Consider the following 16,444-nt stretch of genomic DNA (forward strand, 5'->3'; position numbering starts at 1 on the left):
TGAGTCGAATAGGTCGCAATGTTTAATTCTTTGAGCATGGTGTGCACGATTGGTTACGTGCACACGATCTTGCGATATGTGAGAAGTCAGTTCAAGGCGAGTTCACCGCGTGCTTACCTTACGTCGAACGTTGTGGGGTCGCTTTCGGGCGTCGAGTTTGGAAAAGTGAAGGACCGCAACCGCTGCTCAAGAGCCGCACAATCGGTGGAAATTACCCTGGGACTGCGAGTGTCTGCTTATTGATTTCCATCCACCAGTTTGAGTGACTGCTTCTTCAAACCGTGGCCGACCGTTACGGGCACGATGGAGCCGTTGGTTCCTGTCAGGTTTAGAGCAATTTCACTGAGGAAATTTAGACATCCAGTTAGCTGCCATTCGTGAGCGTCAGCAACTGGCCCATTGCGGCTCCGCACCATCGGGCATCACCTCTGACTCAGCAACTTAAATAGCGCAAGACTTTACGTAAAGTCCTAAGTCACATCAGGACAGTTTTTCATTCTTTGTGCCCGCATTTGAATCGGCAGGTTTCTTTTTTGTGCGGGTGCGCGGCGCCGGTGGCTCGGACGGCACGTACTCTGCAATGTCTTCGATACGGCATCCGAAATAGTGACACAGCCGGTCCAAGTTATCCGTGCTCGTATTGCACCCGCGTGGATTGCTCATCGTCGAAAGAGTTGCACGGTGTATCCCGGTCACATTCGCAACGTCATCTAGACGAACGCGTTCGCCCTTTTGAAAACTCGCTTCAGCCAGCAATTCTTTGATGCGCAATCTAATCATCTCGCCATGTTACTTGTAGCCTTAAAACCAGCAATGTCGTTTTATAACAACACAAATTACTCCATTAAACATATCGCAATACAGCGACATTAATCGCTATTACACTTCATTCATCGAGCAACCAAGGAGATTTCGATGAACGCAAACAACACACCATCCCTGCAAGCAGGCACTGCAACAAACGTATTCTTGGAATACGATTCTTCGTCTGAACAGATTCAGACCGCGCTGCAAAGCCGCATCTGGAACAAGTTAGCCGATGCCCACTGCGGACCATTCGAACAAGCAAGCGCTCTGCAACCCGGCCTTTCAACGGCATTACAGCTTGAGACACAGCGCCAAGTCGGCTACGCTTGGTGCGCAGGGTTCCTCGACGGCGAAGGCTGCGTTACCCTGGCCCGTGTGCGCCGCACTTGTGGCAACCGGATCAACTACCGGGCTCGCGTGCACCTGCCCCAAAACTGTCTGCAGACCTTGCTGACCTTCCGCGACCGGGTGTCAGAAAACTGCGTGCTCGGCCAATTGCCGCACCGCGCTACTTACACACGGCCGATTTTCCACTTAGCCTATGACGGCATCCATGCCTACAGGTTGCTGCAGAAATTGCGACCTTTCCTGGTGCGCAAAGGCGCCGAAGCCGATGTGCTTTTTGAGTATTACCGCGTGGGTCAACCCACCAGGCACTTTGGCCCCAAAGGCGTGCCTACCGACATCTGGCGCGCCAGGGAACGGTGCTACGACGCGCTCCGCTGTTTGAAATAAGCACCGACAAAAATACTAGAAAACGCACCCAGGAAAAAGAGGACACCATGTTCGACAAGATCCCAGAGCCCGTCAGCCTGCCCAAAGGCCATCGCGCCTGCCGCCGCCGTGCAGATGAGCTGCGCGCCGCACACCATCTGCACCGCCGGATTGCAGCCTACGCTGCAGACGAACATGTGACGCCCAGGCACGTACCCTTGCCCGGGCAACGCAAGCTCTTCGATGTGCATGAGCTCGAGGAAAAGAAAAGCTGGCTGCGAGAACTCACGGGCGACAGCCAGAAAGCCCTCTTCCGTGCGCTTGAAAAGCTCGAAGAAGCAGGACCCTGGCGTGATGTTGCCAAGGCGCCGCCACCGGAAGTGCTGGACGGACTGAATGCGAACTACCCGAACTTCACACCGGTGACAAAGCTCATTCAGCAGCGCTTGCGCTTATGTCGCTTGGCACCAGCAAAAGAATTGGCACTTCCGCCCATCCTGCTAAGTGGTCCCGCGGGTGTCGGCAAAACCGCTTACGTCCAGTCGCTTGCAGCCCTGTTCAACATTCGGTTTGAAAAGATCGATCTGTCTTCGGCTGCTGCAAGCTTCACCTTGATAGGTCTGGATGCTGGCTACGGAAACGCACACCCGGGTCGGATTTGGGAGTCACTGGTTCAAGAAAAACTCAGTGTGTTGTGGCTCCTCGACGAAATCGACAAAGTCAGCCGCACAGGCAAATATGGCGGAAGTGAATTTCTGCTGGGGCTATTGGAGCCAGTCTCTTCCAAACGATTTGTGGACAACTGCACACTGGTACCACTGGATGCATCCTGGATTTGTCACGTTGCAACGTGCAACTACCTGGAAGAAATTGACAAACCACTGTTGTCACGCTTTGAGGTCTTTCACATCCAGGCGCCCGACGCAAATCAGCTGCGGGCCATTGTTCGCAGCATCTACCGGAACATCAGACAGTCCGAACCCTGGGGGCAGACCTTCTGTGAGGAACTGGATAGCGAAGTGATCGACGCACTCAGCGGACTGACGCCACGCGAAGTTCGCCGGCGCCTGTTTGACGCCTGTGCAGCGGCAGCAGAGCAGTCGCGAAATCAACTGCAGGCGAGCGACGTCAAGACCAAAGCAGTTGCACAAGATCAGGTAGTACGCCACATCGGCTTCATTTGAAACAACCCCAACCAGGAGATTGAACATGGGACACGCCAACTTGAAAGACAACTTTTGGGTCGATGACAACGATATGGACATCGACGATCTGCAATTCGCTGGCCAAGCGAAATCCAAATTCGCAGAACAGATCAAACTGCTGGAAGCACAGCGGCGCGACCTACCTTTGGGCTGGCACGCCGTATTCAACGACGCGATTCGGATGCTGAAGGCAGTGGATTGCCCGAAGCGTGATGGCATTGAATTCTCTGAGCCAGCTTTGGGGCGTGGGTCGTTGAGAATCCAAGTGTTCCACGCCGTGACTGATAAGGTGGTGCGGGGCATCATCAACAAGCTGGCCGCTCGGACTGAGTGCACCTGCGAGCTGTGTGGTCGTAGCTATGGTGCTGCGTATCGCCCGAGCAGCGAACAAACACTGTGCGCTGGATGCCACGTGCTTACCGACCTCAAAGAAAACGTCGAACTCTGGCTTGGGGATGGTCACAAAAGTCGAGTGTATCGAGAGGCACCCGTCACGGAATTCGAGAGTCTGCCTTGGAGCATCCAGCAATTGGTCCCAGCCTTCAAGGTCAAGAGGCTTCACTTGGTGACCCGCGAGCATCATATTGAGTACGTCACGCCGACAGATGTGCTCTCAAAGACAAACCAAATCAAAGAAATTAAGCGGTTCCTGGATCTGCCTGGTCGGGCTTGATCAACGAGTTCACTATGCATGGACTTCATGCCAACTTCGGAACCTCGATGCCAAACCAGCGATCTTCGGCGCGCGTGTGCAGTTGCAGATCGCCCTTCCCCAATTTTGAATCCAGATGGACCGATACGGAAGGCCTATAGCCGGAGCCCAAAGGAATACCGGCATTAACGCTTGTGCTGGACGGTTCCCGAACCCGTCGGCTTCAATTCCAGTTTTTTAATCGCTCTGTGGGCCTCGATGGCGCGCTCCATCGCGAGTTGACCTTCGACTGATTCTGCCCCGAGTGTCTCCGCAGCCCTGTGCAAAGTCGTTTTGTACATTTCGACACATCGTTCAATGGCTCTGCGTGCGATTGCAAGTGCGCGCCGAGCGGGCCCCATGATGGAGTTCAATTCACTCGGCATTTTTGCAAGCGCTCCACGTTGCACTTGCTTTTGAACCAGTGTAGCAATTGCTTTGGATTTCATGGGTCGCTTCAGTTTTAACAGGGGGTTGAAGATCTCCTGGTTGTAGGCGGTCCTGCCTGCAACGACTTCCTGCATTTTTTGGAAAGCAGCCTCGGCGAACTTCGGATCAGGCTCGGAGCGGCCTTCCTGTAATTTTTCTTGAATACCTGCGCGGTCAAGCACTTCGCGTACGTTGAAGTTTCGAGCAAATAGCCGTCCAACAAGCTCAATCGGACTTTGGCCTCCATGAATCAAATAGCGCAATGAGTCTAGATTAACCTGAAGCACTGTTCCTTCGGAATTCAGTGCTGCCAAAACGTCTGCGCGATTGTGTATTTTTCCGACGTGAATGCGATCGATCAACCAGTCTGCGATCAAGAATTCTGTTTCCGGCTCTACATTCAAGGCCGTTTCGATGTCGGACAATGCAAATCCCAGTGCGATGTGCTTCTCGACTTGTTTAGCACTTTGTGGACTGGGCCGTGGTGGTGGCATTGAAAGGAAGCGAGCGCGTTGCATATCCTGTGGCCAGGCCCAGCCTTTGGTGCCATTCCAATAATCCCGCAGTGGATAGAACGCGCCCTTCCATCCCGGGGGCGCCACGTTGAAACTTTTTCCAGTCAACAAATCCACCCTGGCAATAATGCTATGGACGTGACCGTCGTGCAAAATCACCGTGCGTGAGACCCTGTCCGGACTCAATCCGGCGAAGACAATGCGCTCGAAATCGTCCAAAACGGCATCTACTTCCATGGGCGTGGGATCATCTTCCTGCGCCCAGGCGATGACACACGATGTGTACCGGTGGACGAATGGTAGTGTGTTGGCGACTTCAGCTACCTGAAAAGGATCTCCTCTCAAGACGCGCACTACGGGCCTGAGCTTTCCTTTGTAGTCATGAGTGGCAAGAAGGTACTCAATAGCGCGGTGCGGATCACCAGCCCCATGAGGAAGAAATTTAATATGCATTTTTTCTTTCCTCATGCTCAATTAAACGTTCCAAACGGGCGTCTAGGGACTGCAATACAACGAGCCAGTTAGCCACATCGGCAGCAGGTACGGCTGCGCCATTGACCGCGATGGCTTCTGCAACTTGATTCAACCCGTTTGCAACTGACACAAGCAAGCGCACAACCACAGGGTCGGATCCTCCCGTTGCCGCCAAAGAGATGGGTCGTCGACTTCTGCGCTTAACTTTGTTGTTTACCAGCTTGGCAGTTGGCCGCGGGCGGGACACAATTCCCCCTACAGGTAGGGTCTGAAGACCGAGCCTTTCCCGAAGCACCACCGAAATTTCCACTTTGCGCTGTGCTGCAGCTTCGCGCACCTGGGCTTCGAAATCCGGTGTCACTTTGACAGATAAAGTGGATGTGTAGCTTGTTGAGTTTTTCATACTGATCATCTAAAAATTAGGTATACGGTAAGCTGGCTTGGTCGCACGCGGCGGCAACGATTGCGTTTCAATGCGAAATCGCCAATTCGATTTCGAGCATCTGCACGAAGCGGCTTATTCCCATTTGCGAGGCCGTGGAATTCGATCGCACATCAACGCCTTTTCACGGTGACGTTCCTCAAGGATTCATATGAAGGGCTGCTGACTACTGCGCATTCTCGAAAGCGTTTTGCACAGAGCGATGCCGTTAAAAATATGCAATCGCATCGCTTTGAGAGACCTACCCAATGGCAGGTCTCTCGACACAAAAGCAATGCCAGATCACATCGTTGGCGATCCGTCTTCGGTATCGCCGCTTTCGACCAGGTCATTGATATTCGAGGTCGCCTGGAATTCAACATAGGGGTCCAGAATTTTCTGAATTCTTTTCATCAAACGCGTCTGTTGATCGGGAGACAAAGGAAAGGTGAATCGCACTTCAATGTCATCATCCTTCTTGGCGCTCCAATTCCCAACGACTTGGTCTCTGACGATCAAGTCTTGAGCGTTGTTGCACCGTGCAACACTGGAGCTCATTCCTGCTGCGGCAAGCAGCCTCTTAACGACTTCGCGTTCATCGGGTCTTTTCACGTTTTCCGTAATAGACAGCGCCTCAGCCAGAACTGCGGCGCTGTCTTTCTGCAGAGCCTTTGCCAAGTCTGGTCCGTCGAGTACACGCAGTTTGCGCGGATCAACGAATGCGTCGATTACGGCTTGCGGAAGGTCAGCCAGATTCAGTTCACGGCTGACTTTCGATTTGCTGGCGCCGATTGCTTTTGCAAGGTTTGTGCAAGAGTCGAACTCACCAATATTCAAGATATTACGCATCAGTCTTCCAGACTCAAACGGACTCAAGGTCTTTTGGTGCAAGTTACTTTTGATCTGATCCAGTTCGAAACTTTGGCTACGAGGTGCACTCACGACTATGGCCAAAACATCCAGTTCCTGATCGATACAAGCCTGCAATCGGCGACGGCCTGAGATCAACTCATATTTCGGTTCGAGTCCAGCCCGCACGGCTGGCAACGGCCTGACCGTAATCGGCTCAACGTTGACGCCGGTTTTCAAGATGTCATTGCTCAGCTTTTCAAACCGCTTGCTGGAAAATTCTTCGTCTACGCGGTGCAGTTTTTTGTCGATCCGAATTTGAGTTGTCTTGATATACATAACGTTACCGGCATCTCTCGATTTCGATGAAAGTTCGGTATCGTTGTCGATTTTCGTGTCCGCAATTTTCAAATTCTGGCTTTGGGGAATGGCGAATTCGGGCTTTACTGCATTGCCGTCGGTCGCTTGAGCCAGTTGATTCAGCTGTTCGATTGTTTGATGGGCAAGCGGCTCCGATGATGCCTGCGTGTTTTCGACATCAAGGGGGATTTCGATGTCGATGGCCGATGGGTAATGAATGGATTCCATGTTTTGCTCCGTAAGTGGGTCAAAACCGGCTTGCTGATATAGACGCGAACCGGCAATGACAATAAAGTCAAAGGATCCACGACGGTCAGCTATCGTGTTGGGGACTGCAGCATATCGACCACTAACATGCGAATTTGAATCGCAGATTGTTTCGTTTTCATTTATAGAACTAGCTACAGTTTGGTTGAGGCTAAAGTGACATGTCTTGCGTTCCTTTCAAAAAGGTAATTCATGTATTGCTAACGAATTGGAGAAAACTTATTCCCAATTCATTGCGCCCATGTTGGCACAAAATTAAGCGCACGTGATCCCAAGACACCAATTCATGCAACTCTAGTTTGGGGCTACTTGCGTGATTCTGTGCACGTAGGTGAGTCAAGGTGTATCGAGATCACGCTTGAGCCCTGTGAATTTTAGATTTCAGTATGGTGCGAAACATAACCTATCTTTCTCTTTAAAGATGTTCGTTGATACAAGCGAATGCGACTACAGACCTTCGTCAGAAAAGGCAATGAGCATGGAAGAAGGACTCACTTAAACATAAATTTATGCATATAGTACACTTGTGCACTAAAATGGTTCGAGCGTAAAGTTATTGTTCAATTTAGCCGGGAATACATTCATGGTTTTGACAGATGATCAAACTGCTTTGATAGAAACCGCGCGTCGCTTCTCGCGTGAACGCCTGCTGCCCTATTATCAGAAGCGTGAGAAATTGGGAATTTTGGACCGTGATCTTATTTCCGAAATGGGCCAGTTGGGTCTTTTGGGTGTGGATCTCCCGGAATCGATGGGCGGTCTGGGTGTTGACGGCGTCACAACAGGACTGATTGCAGAGGAGTTGGCTTACGGCGACTTCAACATCAGTTTGGTTCCCGTCGGTATTTCGCTGAATGCAGCGATATTGATGCGCCATGCCGCACCCGAAGTTAGTCAGGAATGGGTTCCACGCATGTGCCGTGGTGAGGCCATTGTGGCCATTTGCCTGACCGAGCCCCGCGGCGGGTCGGATGCGAGCAACCTGCAGTTGCGCGCCCGTCGTGATGGCAATGACTATGTGATCAACGGTGAAAAAACTTCCATCACCTTCGCCGACCGTGCCGACGCCTATCTGGTCTTCGCCCGCACCGGTCTGCCTGACGAAGGTGCCAAAGGGGTTAGCGCATTTTTCATCCCCGGCGATAAACCCGGCATCTCACGTACGCGCTTTGACGATGTAGGCAGTGCCATTGCTGGACGCGGCTCGGTGTTCTTTGACGATGTGCGCATTCCGGCCAACCACCGTCTGGGTGACGAGGGCAAGGGCTTCACCCAAGTGATGCTGGGCTTTGACTACAGTCGTGCCTTGATTGGCCTGCAGTGCTGCGGCATTGCCCAGGCGTCTCTGGACGAAGCCTGGGACTATGCCAAGGAGCGCGAGGCCTTCGGGCGACCGATTGGGCAATTCCAGGGCGTGAGCTTTCCGCTTTCCGAGGGCGAGTCACATATTGCGGCGATTCGCCAGCTCTGCCTGCACACGCTGGCACTGCGCGATGCCGGGCAGCCGCATGCATCGGAGGCTGCCATGTGCAAATGGATGGGCCCCAAGTACGCCTTTGATGTGATCCACCAATGCCTGCTTACCTTTGGCCACTATGGCTGGTCCAAAGACCTGCCGCACCAGCAGCGCATGCGCGACGTCAGCGGCCTGGAGATTGGCGATGGAACCGCCGGTGTGATGAAGCTGATCATTGCGCGGGGCCGCATCGGCCGCGCCGCGGTTCAATATTAAAACTGGAACGATTCCCCATGCCCTACCAATCCATATTTCGCCCCGGCCTGTTCGCCGGTCAGACCATCATCGTCACCGGCAGCGGCAGTGGCATTGGCCGCTGCACCGCCCATGAGCTGGCATCCTTGGGCGCCCATGTGGTGCTGGTGGGCCGCACTGCGGAAAAGCTGGATTCGGTGAAGGCCGAAATTCTGGAGGACGGTGGCAGCGTCAGCGCCTATACCTGCGACATCCGCGACGAGGCGGCAGTCATACAGACCATAGACGCCGTGCTGCAGGACCGGGGCCGCCTGGACGGGCTAGTCAACAACGCGGGCGGCCAATACCGCACGGCGCTGAAGACCATCTCGACCAAAGGCTTTGAGGCCGTGGTGCGCAACAACCTGACCGGTGGCTTCATCTTCATGCGCGAGGCCTACAACCGTTGGATGGAGGCCAATGGAGGGGCCATCGTCAACATCATTGCCGACATCTGGAATGGCTGGCCCGACATCGCGCACTCCGGCGCGGCCCGTGCCGGCATGCTGAACCTTAGCGAGTCCGCCGCCTGTGAGTGGGCGGTGTCTAATGTGCGCGTCAACACGGTGGCACCGGGTGGCATTGCCTCCAGCGGCTTTGACACCTATACGCCCGAAGCCAAGGCCAAAATTCTTGAGTTTCCGCCCACCGTGCCGCTGCAGCGCTATGGCAGCGAGTCGGAGGTGGCAGCGGCCATTGTCTATCTGCTGTCACCCGCTGCGGCCTATATCACCGGTTCCTGCATCCGGGTGGACGGTGGCACACCCAACGCGCGCAATACCTGGAAGCTGGAGCCGCACCAGCGCAGTCAGCCTTTTGAGGCCTTCCACCGTGCCAAGGTGCCCGAGCTCTTGCGCGATAAGGTCTGAAGTGACCGCTATGCCTTCGCCTGCAACATCCCTCAAGAGTCGCTGGTTCCAGGACTATGCGGCAGGAGAAGTTTTCGAGTTCGGCGAGCACCTGGTTACGGAAGCCGAAATCATTGACTTCGCCTCCCGCTACGACCCGCAGCCCTTCCATGTGGACCCGCAGTCCGCCGCACAATCCAGCTTCGGCGGACTGGTGGCCAGCGGCTGGATGACAGGCGGGGTGCTGATGCGCATGTTATGCGACCACTTCATCTCGCCCGTGTCTGCCATGGGCTCGCCGGGTGTGGACCATTTGCGCTGGCTGCGTCCGGTGCGCCCGGGCGACTGCCTGTATGCGCGGGTAACGGTGCTGGAGACCCGTCGGTCACTCAGCAAACCGGATCGCGGCATGCTAACGCTGCGCCAGGAGGCAATCAATCAGAATGGTGAGGTGGTGATGTCGCTGGAAGGCATGGCAATGCACCGCTGCCGCGCGTAGCGCCGGATTGGCCAGCGGCTAGGGATGTTGCGCGCTGGTAAGCCAGCGATCGCGCAGACATTGCAGCGCGACGGCATCCAGACCGACGTAGGTCATGATGTAAGCGTCCATGGAACCGTAGTCAGCGACAACCGTATCGAACGCAGTCTGCAAGTAGACCGGGCGCGCATCCATGACGGCGTCGATCATGGCCTCGGAATGGATCTGATCGGCGACGCTGCCCACGATCTCGCCAACCATGGCACGCCGGTCCGGATTAGACACGCACTCCACCCTAGCCGACAGCAGGTAGTCGGCCAGAATGCCGTCGTGCGTTACTCCCAGTGCATGCAGCAAGACCGCAACAGCAAATCCTGTACGGTCTTTGCCTGCAGCGCAGTGGATCAGCACCGGTACGCCATCCGATGCCAACAGACCGAACAACTGCGGCAAGTGCGGCGCCATCGAGGCTGGCAGACGCCGATACACCTCCAGCATCAGATTGACGGCCCCCTGCACGTCGGGGCTGCTACGCAACGCAGCAGTCAGACGGGGGTCACCGCGCACATCATTGATCACTTCCATGGGAATTTGTCGTATCGCGGTGGCGGGCAGGCTGTTGGGGTGCCGCAAGCGCTCGGTGGCACTGCGCAAATCACACACAGTTTTCACGCCCAGCGACCTCAGCACCTCCCAGTCCCGCTCGACCAACAGGTCCAGTTGGTCCGAGCGCAGGATGGTGTGACCAGCAATGCGTCGGCCATCTACGGTGAGCAGCCCTTTGAGGCTGCGGAAGTTGCGCGTACCGGTCAGATCAAATTGCATTTAGGCGGCCGAACCTTTCCAAGGCAGACGAAAACCACCTTCACTCAGTCCATAGCCCAAGGTGCCGTCATCCAACCGGAACTCCATCATCTGCTCACAGACCACAAAGGTGTCTTGGGCAAACAGCCAGCGGAACAGCGGCTTGGCGTTGAATGCATAGGCCCTGCCCTCTTCATCGGTGAAGCGCCAGCGCATCTCGCGCACCGTAAACGGACAATAGTCTTCATAGTCGTTGTGGTCGACAATTTCGGCCACTTTCATCCATTTCTGGCCGTCATGGAACATGCGCATATAGGCGCTCTGCCCGGACGTGTTATCACCCCGCACACCGCAAAACACCATGCCATTCTCAAAAATTGGCCAGGCCAGACGGTAGTGCTGCAAGCTGTCCCAATTGCGCACACCGGCGGCCACGTCGCGCATGCCGGTGCCCTGAAACGCGAGCCGGGCACCGCGCACCACCAGATGGCCGCTCACGGTGCAAGGACCTTCCAGATGGACATGGGCCATTTCTTCGGCAAAGGTGCCGCTGTCGCCCTTGCTCATGGCGATGCAGTCGGCCATGTCTTGGCGCGCCTCCCATACCAGGTCCAGGGCAAAGTCCGCTTCGTCAAAGCGGATGCGCGACCGGCGCAAGGGCTCTAGCACTTCCACATGCATGCCCGCTATGTTCATGCCCGTGGCCAGACGCTCGTTGGTGTAGGGCAGATTCAGATTGGTGCGTGTAAAAATCGGCAAACCGTCCTTGAACACGATCAGCCAGCTGTTGGACTCAGCTGCGTTCTCCAGCAATCCGATACGGACCAGGCAGCCGGTGCGGGTAGCTGGGTCATAGGCGTTGAAGTAAAAGCTCTGATTCCACTTGGCTTCGCCGCCGCCCGCCACATGGGACTCGAATCTTTCAAAATTCATATGTATTCCATTTCAAATTGTGTTAATTCGGGCTGCAGACGCCTGCTCTTCCGCTTCTAGTCGGTTGATGGCTTTGAAGACTTGAACGCAGAGGACCGTGACCCACAGAAACCAGCTACCCAGACTGATCCAGTAGTTGAAGGCACCGCTCCATGTGAACGGGCCTTGGTAGAAAAAGGGCAGCAAGGACAGCGGAAAGAAGGACGCCACCACAAAGATGGAAAACCAGCATAGCCAGCGCGGAATCAGCGGCTGGCTGCGCTTGTCGCTCAGGAACACAATCGCCATGGCTAGCATTTGCAGGCTGGTCACCATGTAGGTGGTGTCAAAAAACAGCCAGCCAAAATCGTGCAGCATGCGAACAATTTCCGGCGTGCGCTCTTCGACCCGGAACGAGGCGGCCAGCCAGCAGATGCCTGCAACCAGTCCGACCACGGTGGTGGTGGCGCCGCCCATCTGTTCGACCACCGACAGCGGGCCGTCCTTGCCCTCTATGCGTTGCATGATGCGTGAGATCACACTGCTGAAGACAAAGTAGAAGGGCATGAACATGACGCTCAGCACAAAGGCGGAGCGCAGGCGCACGCTGTTGTTGACGTAATGGGCGTACAGATCGGCGAGCGGGGTATCGGGCCCCAAGGGCGGTATGTTGAAGCCCAGAACACCCCAAGAGGCCACATAGCCGACTAAAAAGACCGGGCCTGCCCAAGCGCAAAGACGCCAGATGACGTACTTCTGGCTGCTGCTCATGGTGATGCTTTCCTGCATGGTGCTGTGTTTCAGTAGGAGTAAGGACCAAACGCGCCAATGTGGTTGCGGTAGGACTCTGGCCACATCATTTCCATCCAGGCGACGCCGGGCTTGCCATCAATGACGGCCGAGCCTGCGTGCTCGTTCAGGCAACAGGCAGGATCCGGATTCAGTTGAAAGCGCGAAACGACCTTGACCTCCATGGTGGTGACCCGCTGGTCCGCATCCGTGACGATTGCCGACCAGTGTTCCACATCCAGCTTGCCGACAAAGTCAAACTGAATATCGACGTTGGTCACCAGGGACATGCGTTTGTCCTTGTATACATAGCCGCGCAGCTCGGTCTTGCCCATGGCCTGGACCACCCAGAAGTGCACCGACACATCAGGACCCGCTTGGGCGTGCACCCACTTCCAGTGCTGCGCCGCCAGCCAGTCTCGCGTGCCCCAGCTGTGGTCGCGGTGACCGGTGGTGTTGAACTTGATAAGGCGATCCCCGATCTTGAGGGTGCCCACGGCGGTGCCGCTCTGCTCGATACGGTTGTCGGCCGCATAGGGCATGCAGCCCCGTTCGTCGCTGCCATAGGCATAGGGCGGGTGGAAGGCCTCGAACTGCAGGTCCAGTTCAATCGGACCTGAATTCCAGCGGATATGGGCCTTGTTGAAGTGGAGGTCCTGCTGCATGTGCAGGCCTTCCAGGCGCCAGTCATCAAAGTTCATGCCCGCCGGAACCGGGCGATCGGCCAGCTTTTGCATGAAGGGCTCGGGCCCGACGCCGGGGCCAAACACGGCCAGCATGGCACCGGCTTCGCCGGCTTCATTCACCCAGGTGTAGGTGAACAGGCCCACGCCCTCTTCTGGCAGGTTCAGCAGGTAGGGAACCGACTCGCGCGCATTGGGCACCTTGCGCAGAACGTGGCGGCCATCGTTGACGGGGTCGAGAATCAGCCGCTGGTCGGCCAGTACTTTGTTATCAAACATGATTTATGCGCTGGTTAAATTGAAATTGACAAGGCTCATGCGGCTTTGAAAGCATCCGCAAGCAGTTCATCAATGGGCGGGATGGCCTGTGGCTCCGCTTCCCAGCCCTGGGCCAACACCCAGGCCCGGTCCCTGAGCAGCTGCTCCTTGCTGGAGTCCAACACCATGCGCTTGATTTCCAGCGTCTCCAGGCCGCTCAGGTCGTTTTCAAACGATTCCTGCACAAAGTTGGAAGTGGCCACGCGCAGGCTGCGAACGGCATCCAGCACCTCGGAAGGCTCGGCGCGGGCGCGTGCCAGCACATCGCTGCCAATATGCGAACCCATGCTGAGCTTGTCCACGGCCTTGGGAGCCAACTTGCTGGCAGATGGCAGCGCCTGCATGCTCTGTGACAGCTTGAGCAGGCGGCCCAGTTCATCGCAGTCAAAGCGGTACTGGCGCGACAGTTGGGTAGCCATGACCGACAGCATGCCCATGCACAGCCGGGTCTGCTCCTGTGCCAGCGGATTCTTGGGATCTACCGCTGGCAGTACCACATCGGCCATGGCCTTGAGGATGCTTTGTATCTGAATTTCGTGACGCATTTGCATTTCATTCTCCTTTGTCGATGAGTACGCGCATGTCTTCCATCAGGACCGCGCCGATGCCAATCAGCCAGGTGACCAAAATATCCTGGTGGGTCTTACCGTTGCGGGCAATCCGGTAGCCGGTACCCAGCGTCAGCACCGCAATGGAAAATGCGTTCAGTACCTTGTACCAATGCAGGGTCTTGCGATTGACGGTGCGACCGCTGGCCTTTTCATAGGCAGCAAAGAACTCGGCCTCGGGCATCAGGCCGCATACCAGCACCGTGCCGTTTTCATCCCGAACGCCAAAGGCGGAGCTGGTGGTCCAGGCCAGGTCCTGGTGGGGGTCGCCAATGCGGCCCAGTTCCCAGTCCAGCCAGGCGGAAATTTGGTTGTTCTCTTCATTGAACAAAAAGTTGCCCACACGGTAATCCGCATGTACCAGAGTGGGTTGCTCCAGAGAGGGCATATTCTGGCGCAGCCAGGCCGCGGCCAGACGCATCATGGGGGAGTCTTCATCGTGGTCCTCCTCCCAGATGCGCTCCCACGCATTCACGCTCCAAAGGGCGCATTCAACGCCGGCCTTGGGCACCTCAAAGGCCGACAGCTCGGCCTTGGTGTAGTCGAAATTATGGATGTCTGCCAGCATGTCCACGAATTGGGGTGCCAGCTTGCGACGCAAGGCTTCAGGCAGTTGGGTGCCCAGGCCGGATACGCCGCTGGAGCCGGACGTCGGTTTGCTAACGCCATCGGCAAAGCCGTAGACCAGCGCCGGGTAAGGCAGGAATTCGCCCTCTGCGTCGCACCAAAAAACGGGGGGCACCGGCACCACCGACTGCACAGCGCGAATCAGTTGGAACTCGCGCAGGCGGCTGGTTTCCACAATGGATTCCGCAGGCTCCATGCGCAACACCATGCGTGTGCGCTCAGGCCCGACGCCGGGCCGGTCCCAGGACAAGACAAAAGCCATTTGCAATTTGGAGGCGCCACCAGAGAGCCAGCGCGCTTCCAGAATCTCGAAGGAGCCGGTGTGATGCGAACGGATCAGGGCCGTCACGCCGTCCACCAAGGCCTCCAGCGGCAAAGGGCTGTAGCCCGGACCGGACCGGAGCTGCAAGCGCCGCGTCAGCGTGCGGTCAATCTCCCGTTCCGTGGGGTAGCGCCCACGTAGGTGCTCAATCCACTCAATGGATGGCTTGTTTTTGTCCAGTACCAACATAAGCTGCTCTCCTCTTGTATATATGTGTTGCGAATCAGATGCCGCGGCGTGATGACTTCAATGCCCCATGCGCCGCAAGGCATCGGGCTGAAAATCCTGCATGCGCCCCTGTATGCCAAATGTCCAGGGTGTTTTGTATTCGTTGTCCAGACCGGTCAGCACATAGCTGTCGTTCGTCAGATCAAACCAGAGCTCAAAGCGATACCAGGGCACCACGGCGTCGTAGTACTGCAGCAGGGAGTGCAGGCCCACGCGCCAGAGCTTGCCGCGTGAGTCGTAGGCCTCGCTCAGAAGCACCGACCAACTGTCTTCGTCCAAATAAAATAGACGCCGTGGGTAAACATGGTTCTGGCCCGCTTTAAGTTTGGCCTCCACCACCCAGACGCGGTGCAGCTCAAAGCGCAGCAGGTCGGCATTGGGCGAGCCCTTGCGGATCACCTCGCTGTACGGCAGACGCTTGTCGCCCATGCGGTAGTTGTTGTAGGGCACCAGCATCTCGCGCTTGCCCATTAGCTGCCAGTCATAGAGACCGGGGCTGCCGTTGTAGCCGTCGTACTGGTCTACGATGGCCAGACCATCCGAACCGTTCTGAACATTGTCATAAGCCAAGTCAGGTGCCCGCCGCACCCGGCGTTGACCTGCGTTGTAAATCCAGGCTTTGCGCTCATCTGCACTGAGCGGGTTGGGCTCCTGCACCAAGTAGATGGTTCCGACCAGATCGGCAGGGCTAAGAAAATTCCCCAAATAGGAAAACAACCTGTTCGCTATCGGTTTGTCAAAGTTCTCGTCATACACACGCAGGTCGTGAAAGCCGATCTTGGTGGTGTCGCCGTTGCCCCGAACAACGAAGCTGTCAAAGCTGCGTTCAACGCCCCCTCCCAGATCCCGCAAGAGGTGGTTGGAAATGGCCTCCAGGCCGTTGCGCGGCTCGGGAAATGGAACGGCGCCGGGCTTGGCCCGCGTATCAGTGCCCGTAAGTGACGATCGTAATTTGCTCTTGTCCGCATACCCTGCCGTGCGGTGGGTCGCGTACACCGGCATGCGAAAGACGGGATTGTGCGCAAGAACGGCTTGTAGGCCAGGCGACAGACGTTCAATCTGCTCCTGCATATTGGCTCCGGTTACCGTCAGCAGGGGGCGTTCACCTGCAAACGGATCCACATAACCCTGACTAGCCTGCCAGCCAGAGGGTGGGGTGCGGAGGCCTCCGGTCCAGACTGGGATCGTGCCTGCTGCGTTGCCTGCCACTTCAGCACCGACGGGCGAGAGCCCAGGCGCCGCAGCCAGAGCCACCACCGCGCTCAACACATGGCAGGCAAGACCCAGAGCGAAGCGCGTAGCCTGCGAAATTTTGGATGTCGTAGTCACGTGCGGCGCTTCCCGG

Annotated in this window: 17 protein-coding genes; 6 read left to right on the forward strand and 11 right to left on the reverse strand. The window is 56.3% G+C overall.

The window, feature by feature from the left end; all coding sequences use genetic code 11:
* Nucleotides 1-480 precede the first annotated feature (480 nt).
* The gene (locus AC097N_RS20320; RefSeq protein WP_479583893.1) at nucleotides 481-771 is read right to left on the reverse strand and encodes a helix-turn-helix domain-containing protein; all 291 of its coding nucleotides are present in this window, start codon (nucleotides 769-771) and stop codon (nucleotides 481-483) included.
* Nucleotides 772-915: 144 nt separating this feature from the next.
* Between AC097N_RS20320 and AC097N_RS20325 the strand changes: the two genes are divergently transcribed.
* Genes AC097N_RS20325 through AC097N_RS20335 form a run of 3 tightly spaced genes read left to right on the forward strand, consistent with a single transcriptional unit; the run spans nucleotide 916 to nucleotide 3,399 of the window.
* Entirely contained in the window at nucleotides 916-1,542 is a 627-nt protein-coding gene (locus AC097N_RS20325; protein ID WP_479583894.1) for a hypothetical protein, read from the forward strand.
* 47 nt (nucleotides 1,543-1,589) lie between these two features.
* The gene (locus AC097N_RS20330) at nucleotides 1,590-2,705 is read left to right on the forward strand and encodes an AAA family ATPase (RefSeq protein ID WP_479583895.1); all 1,116 of its coding nucleotides are present in this window, start codon (nucleotides 1,590-1,592) and stop codon (nucleotides 2,703-2,705) included.
* 25 nt (nucleotides 2,706-2,730) lie between these two features.
* Nucleotides 2,731-3,399 carry a hypothetical protein gene (locus AC097N_RS20335; protein ID WP_479583896.1) on the forward strand — a complete coding sequence of 223 codons (669 nt, stop codon included), beginning with the start codon at nucleotides 2,731-2,733 and terminating at the stop codon, nucleotides 3,397-3,399.
* A 164-nt stretch (nucleotides 3,400-3,563) separates the two neighbouring features.
* On the opposite strand, the gene AC097N_RS20340 is transcribed toward AC097N_RS20335, so the two are convergent.
* The 3 genes from AC097N_RS20340 to AC097N_RS20350 all read right to left on the reverse strand — a co-directional run bounded on the left by AC097N_RS20340 (nucleotide 3,564) and on the right by AC097N_RS20350 (nucleotide 6,693).
* Nucleotides 3,564-4,814, reverse strand: a complete 1,251-nt coding sequence (locus tag AC097N_RS20340; protein ID WP_479583897.1) for a hypothetical protein — start codon at nucleotides 4,812-4,814, stop codon at nucleotides 3,564-3,566.
* The gene (locus AC097N_RS20345) at nucleotides 4,804-5,238 is read right to left on the reverse strand and encodes a hypothetical protein (protein WP_479583898.1); all 435 of its coding nucleotides are present in this window, start codon (nucleotides 5,236-5,238) and stop codon (nucleotides 4,804-4,806) included. The genes AC097N_RS20340 and AC097N_RS20345 overlap by 11 nt, the downstream gene beginning before the upstream one ends.
* Before the next feature lie 321 nt (nucleotides 5,239-5,559).
* Entirely contained in the window at nucleotides 5,560-6,693 is a 1,134-nt protein-coding gene (locus AC097N_RS20350) for a ParB/RepB/Spo0J family partition protein (RefSeq protein WP_479583899.1), read from the reverse strand.
* A gap of 622 nt (nucleotides 6,694-7,315) precedes the next feature.
* On the opposite strand from AC097N_RS20350, the gene AC097N_RS20355 reads away from it, so the two are divergent.
* Genes AC097N_RS20355 through AC097N_RS20365 form a run of 3 tightly spaced genes read left to right on the forward strand, consistent with a single transcriptional unit; the run spans nucleotide 7,316 to nucleotide 9,829 of the window.
* Complete coding sequence (locus tag AC097N_RS20355; protein WP_479583900.1) at nucleotides 7,316-8,464, forward strand: acyl-CoA dehydrogenase family protein; 1,149 nt, start codon at nucleotides 7,316-7,318, stop codon at nucleotides 8,462-8,464.
* Nucleotides 8,465-8,481: 17 nt separating this feature from the next.
* Nucleotides 8,482-9,351: an SDR family oxidoreductase gene (locus AC097N_RS20360; protein ID WP_479583901.1), complete on the forward strand. Its 870-nt coding sequence runs from the start codon at nucleotides 8,482-8,484 to the stop codon at nucleotides 9,349-9,351.
* A gap of 10 nt (nucleotides 9,352-9,361) precedes the next feature.
* Nucleotides 9,362-9,829 (forward strand): MaoC family dehydratase, encoded by a 468-nt coding sequence (locus AC097N_RS20365; protein WP_479583902.1) that lies wholly within the window; start codon nucleotides 9,362-9,364, stop codon nucleotides 9,827-9,829.
* Nucleotides 9,830-9,847: 18 nt separating this feature from the next.
* On the opposite strand, the gene AC097N_RS20370 is transcribed toward AC097N_RS20365, so the two are convergent.
* From AC097N_RS20370 to AC097N_RS20400, 7 genes are read right to left on the reverse strand one after another with little or no spacing between them, the layout of a single operon-like run.
* Nucleotides 9,848-10,633 carry a tyrosine-protein phosphatase gene (locus tag AC097N_RS20370; RefSeq protein ID WP_479583903.1) on the reverse strand — a complete coding sequence of 262 codons (786 nt, stop codon included), beginning with the start codon at nucleotides 10,631-10,633 and terminating at the stop codon, nucleotides 9,848-9,850.
* Complete coding sequence (locus AC097N_RS20375; RefSeq protein ID WP_479583904.1) at nucleotides 10,634-11,545, reverse strand: DUF7064 domain-containing protein; 912 nt, start codon at nucleotides 11,543-11,545, stop codon at nucleotides 10,634-10,636.
* A 12-nt stretch (nucleotides 11,546-11,557) separates the two neighbouring features.
* A complete protein-coding gene (locus AC097N_RS20380) occupies nucleotides 11,558-12,313 on the reverse strand; it encodes a hypothetical protein (protein WP_479583905.1) in 756 nt (251 codons plus the stop codon).
* A gap of 11 nt (nucleotides 12,314-12,324) precedes the next feature.
* Nucleotides 12,325-13,275, reverse strand: coding sequence for a DUF7064 domain-containing protein (locus AC097N_RS20385; protein ID WP_479583906.1), 951 nt, complete (start codon nucleotides 13,273-13,275; stop codon nucleotides 12,325-12,327).
* Between the two features lie 35 nt (nucleotides 13,276-13,310).
* Complete coding sequence (locus AC097N_RS20390; RefSeq protein WP_479583907.1) at nucleotides 13,311-13,865, reverse strand: hypothetical protein; 555 nt, start codon at nucleotides 13,863-13,865, stop codon at nucleotides 13,311-13,313.
* Nucleotide 13,866: 1 nt separating this feature from the next.
* Complete coding sequence (locus tag AC097N_RS20395) at nucleotides 13,867-15,060, reverse strand: phosphotransferase family protein (protein ID WP_479583908.1); 1,194 nt, start codon at nucleotides 15,058-15,060, stop codon at nucleotides 13,867-13,869.
* Between the two features lie 57 nt (nucleotides 15,061-15,117).
* Nucleotides 15,118-16,428, reverse strand: a complete 1,311-nt coding sequence (locus AC097N_RS20400; protein WP_479583909.1) for a DUF1329 domain-containing protein — start codon at nucleotides 16,426-16,428, stop codon at nucleotides 15,118-15,120.
* Nucleotides 16,429-16,444 lie beyond the last annotated feature (16 nt).

This window comes from Rhodoferax sp. LS1R11 (assembly GCF_056521395.1).

Bases quoted from the DNA above. Each gene is read 5' to 3' on its own strand.
- AC097N_RS20380 (WP_479583905.1), bottom strand. From the start codon at position 12,313: ATGCAGGAAAGCATCACCATGAGCAGCAGCCAGAAGTACGTCATCTGG.
- AC097N_RS20350 (WP_479583899.1), bottom strand. From the start codon at position 6,693: ATGGAATCCATTCATTACCCATCGGCCATCGACATCGAAATCCCCCTT.
- AC097N_RS20330 (WP_479583895.1), top strand. From the start codon at position 1,590: ATGTTCGACAAGATCCCAGAGCCCGTCAGCCTGCCCAAAGGCCATCGC.
- AC097N_RS20365 (WP_479583902.1), top strand. From the start codon at position 9,362: ATGCCTTCGCCTGCAACATCCCTCAAGAGTCGCTGGTTCCAGGACTAT.
- AC097N_RS20375 (WP_479583904.1), bottom strand. From the start codon at position 11,545: ATGAATTTTGAAAGATTCGAGTCCCATGTGGCGGGCGGCGGCGAAGCC.
- AC097N_RS20355 (WP_479583900.1), top strand. From the start codon at position 7,316: ATGGTTTTGACAGATGATCAAACTGCTTTGATAGAAACCGCGCGTCGC.
- AC097N_RS20370 (WP_479583903.1), bottom strand. From the start codon at position 10,633: ATGCAATTTGATCTGACCGGTACGCGCAACTTCCGCAGCCTCAAAGGG.
- AC097N_RS20340 (WP_479583897.1), bottom strand. From the start codon at position 4,814: ATGCATATTAAATTTCTTCCTCATGGGGCTGGTGATCCGCACCGCGCT.
- AC097N_RS20385 (WP_479583906.1), bottom strand. From the start codon at position 13,275: ATGTTTGATAACAAAGTACTGGCCGACCAGCGGCTGATTCTCGACCCC.
- AC097N_RS20390 (WP_479583907.1), bottom strand. From the start codon at position 13,865: ATGCAAATGCGTCACGAAATTCAGATACAAAGCATCCTCAAGGCCATG.
- AC097N_RS20325 (WP_479583894.1), top strand. From the start codon at position 916: ATGAACGCAAACAACACACCATCCCTGCAAGCAGGCACTGCAACAAAC.
- AC097N_RS20335 (WP_479583896.1), top strand. From the start codon at position 2,731: ATGGGACACGCCAACTTGAAAGACAACTTTTGGGTCGATGACAACGAT.
- AC097N_RS20345 (WP_479583898.1), bottom strand. From the start codon at position 5,238: ATGAAAAACTCAACAAGCTACACATCCACTTTATCTGTCAAAGTGACA.
- AC097N_RS20360 (WP_479583901.1), top strand. From the start codon at position 8,482: ATGCCCTACCAATCCATATTTCGCCCCGGCCTGTTCGCCGGTCAGACC.
- AC097N_RS20395 (WP_479583908.1), bottom strand. From the start codon at position 15,060: ATGTTGGTACTGGACAAAAACAAGCCATCCATTGAGTGGATTGAGCAC.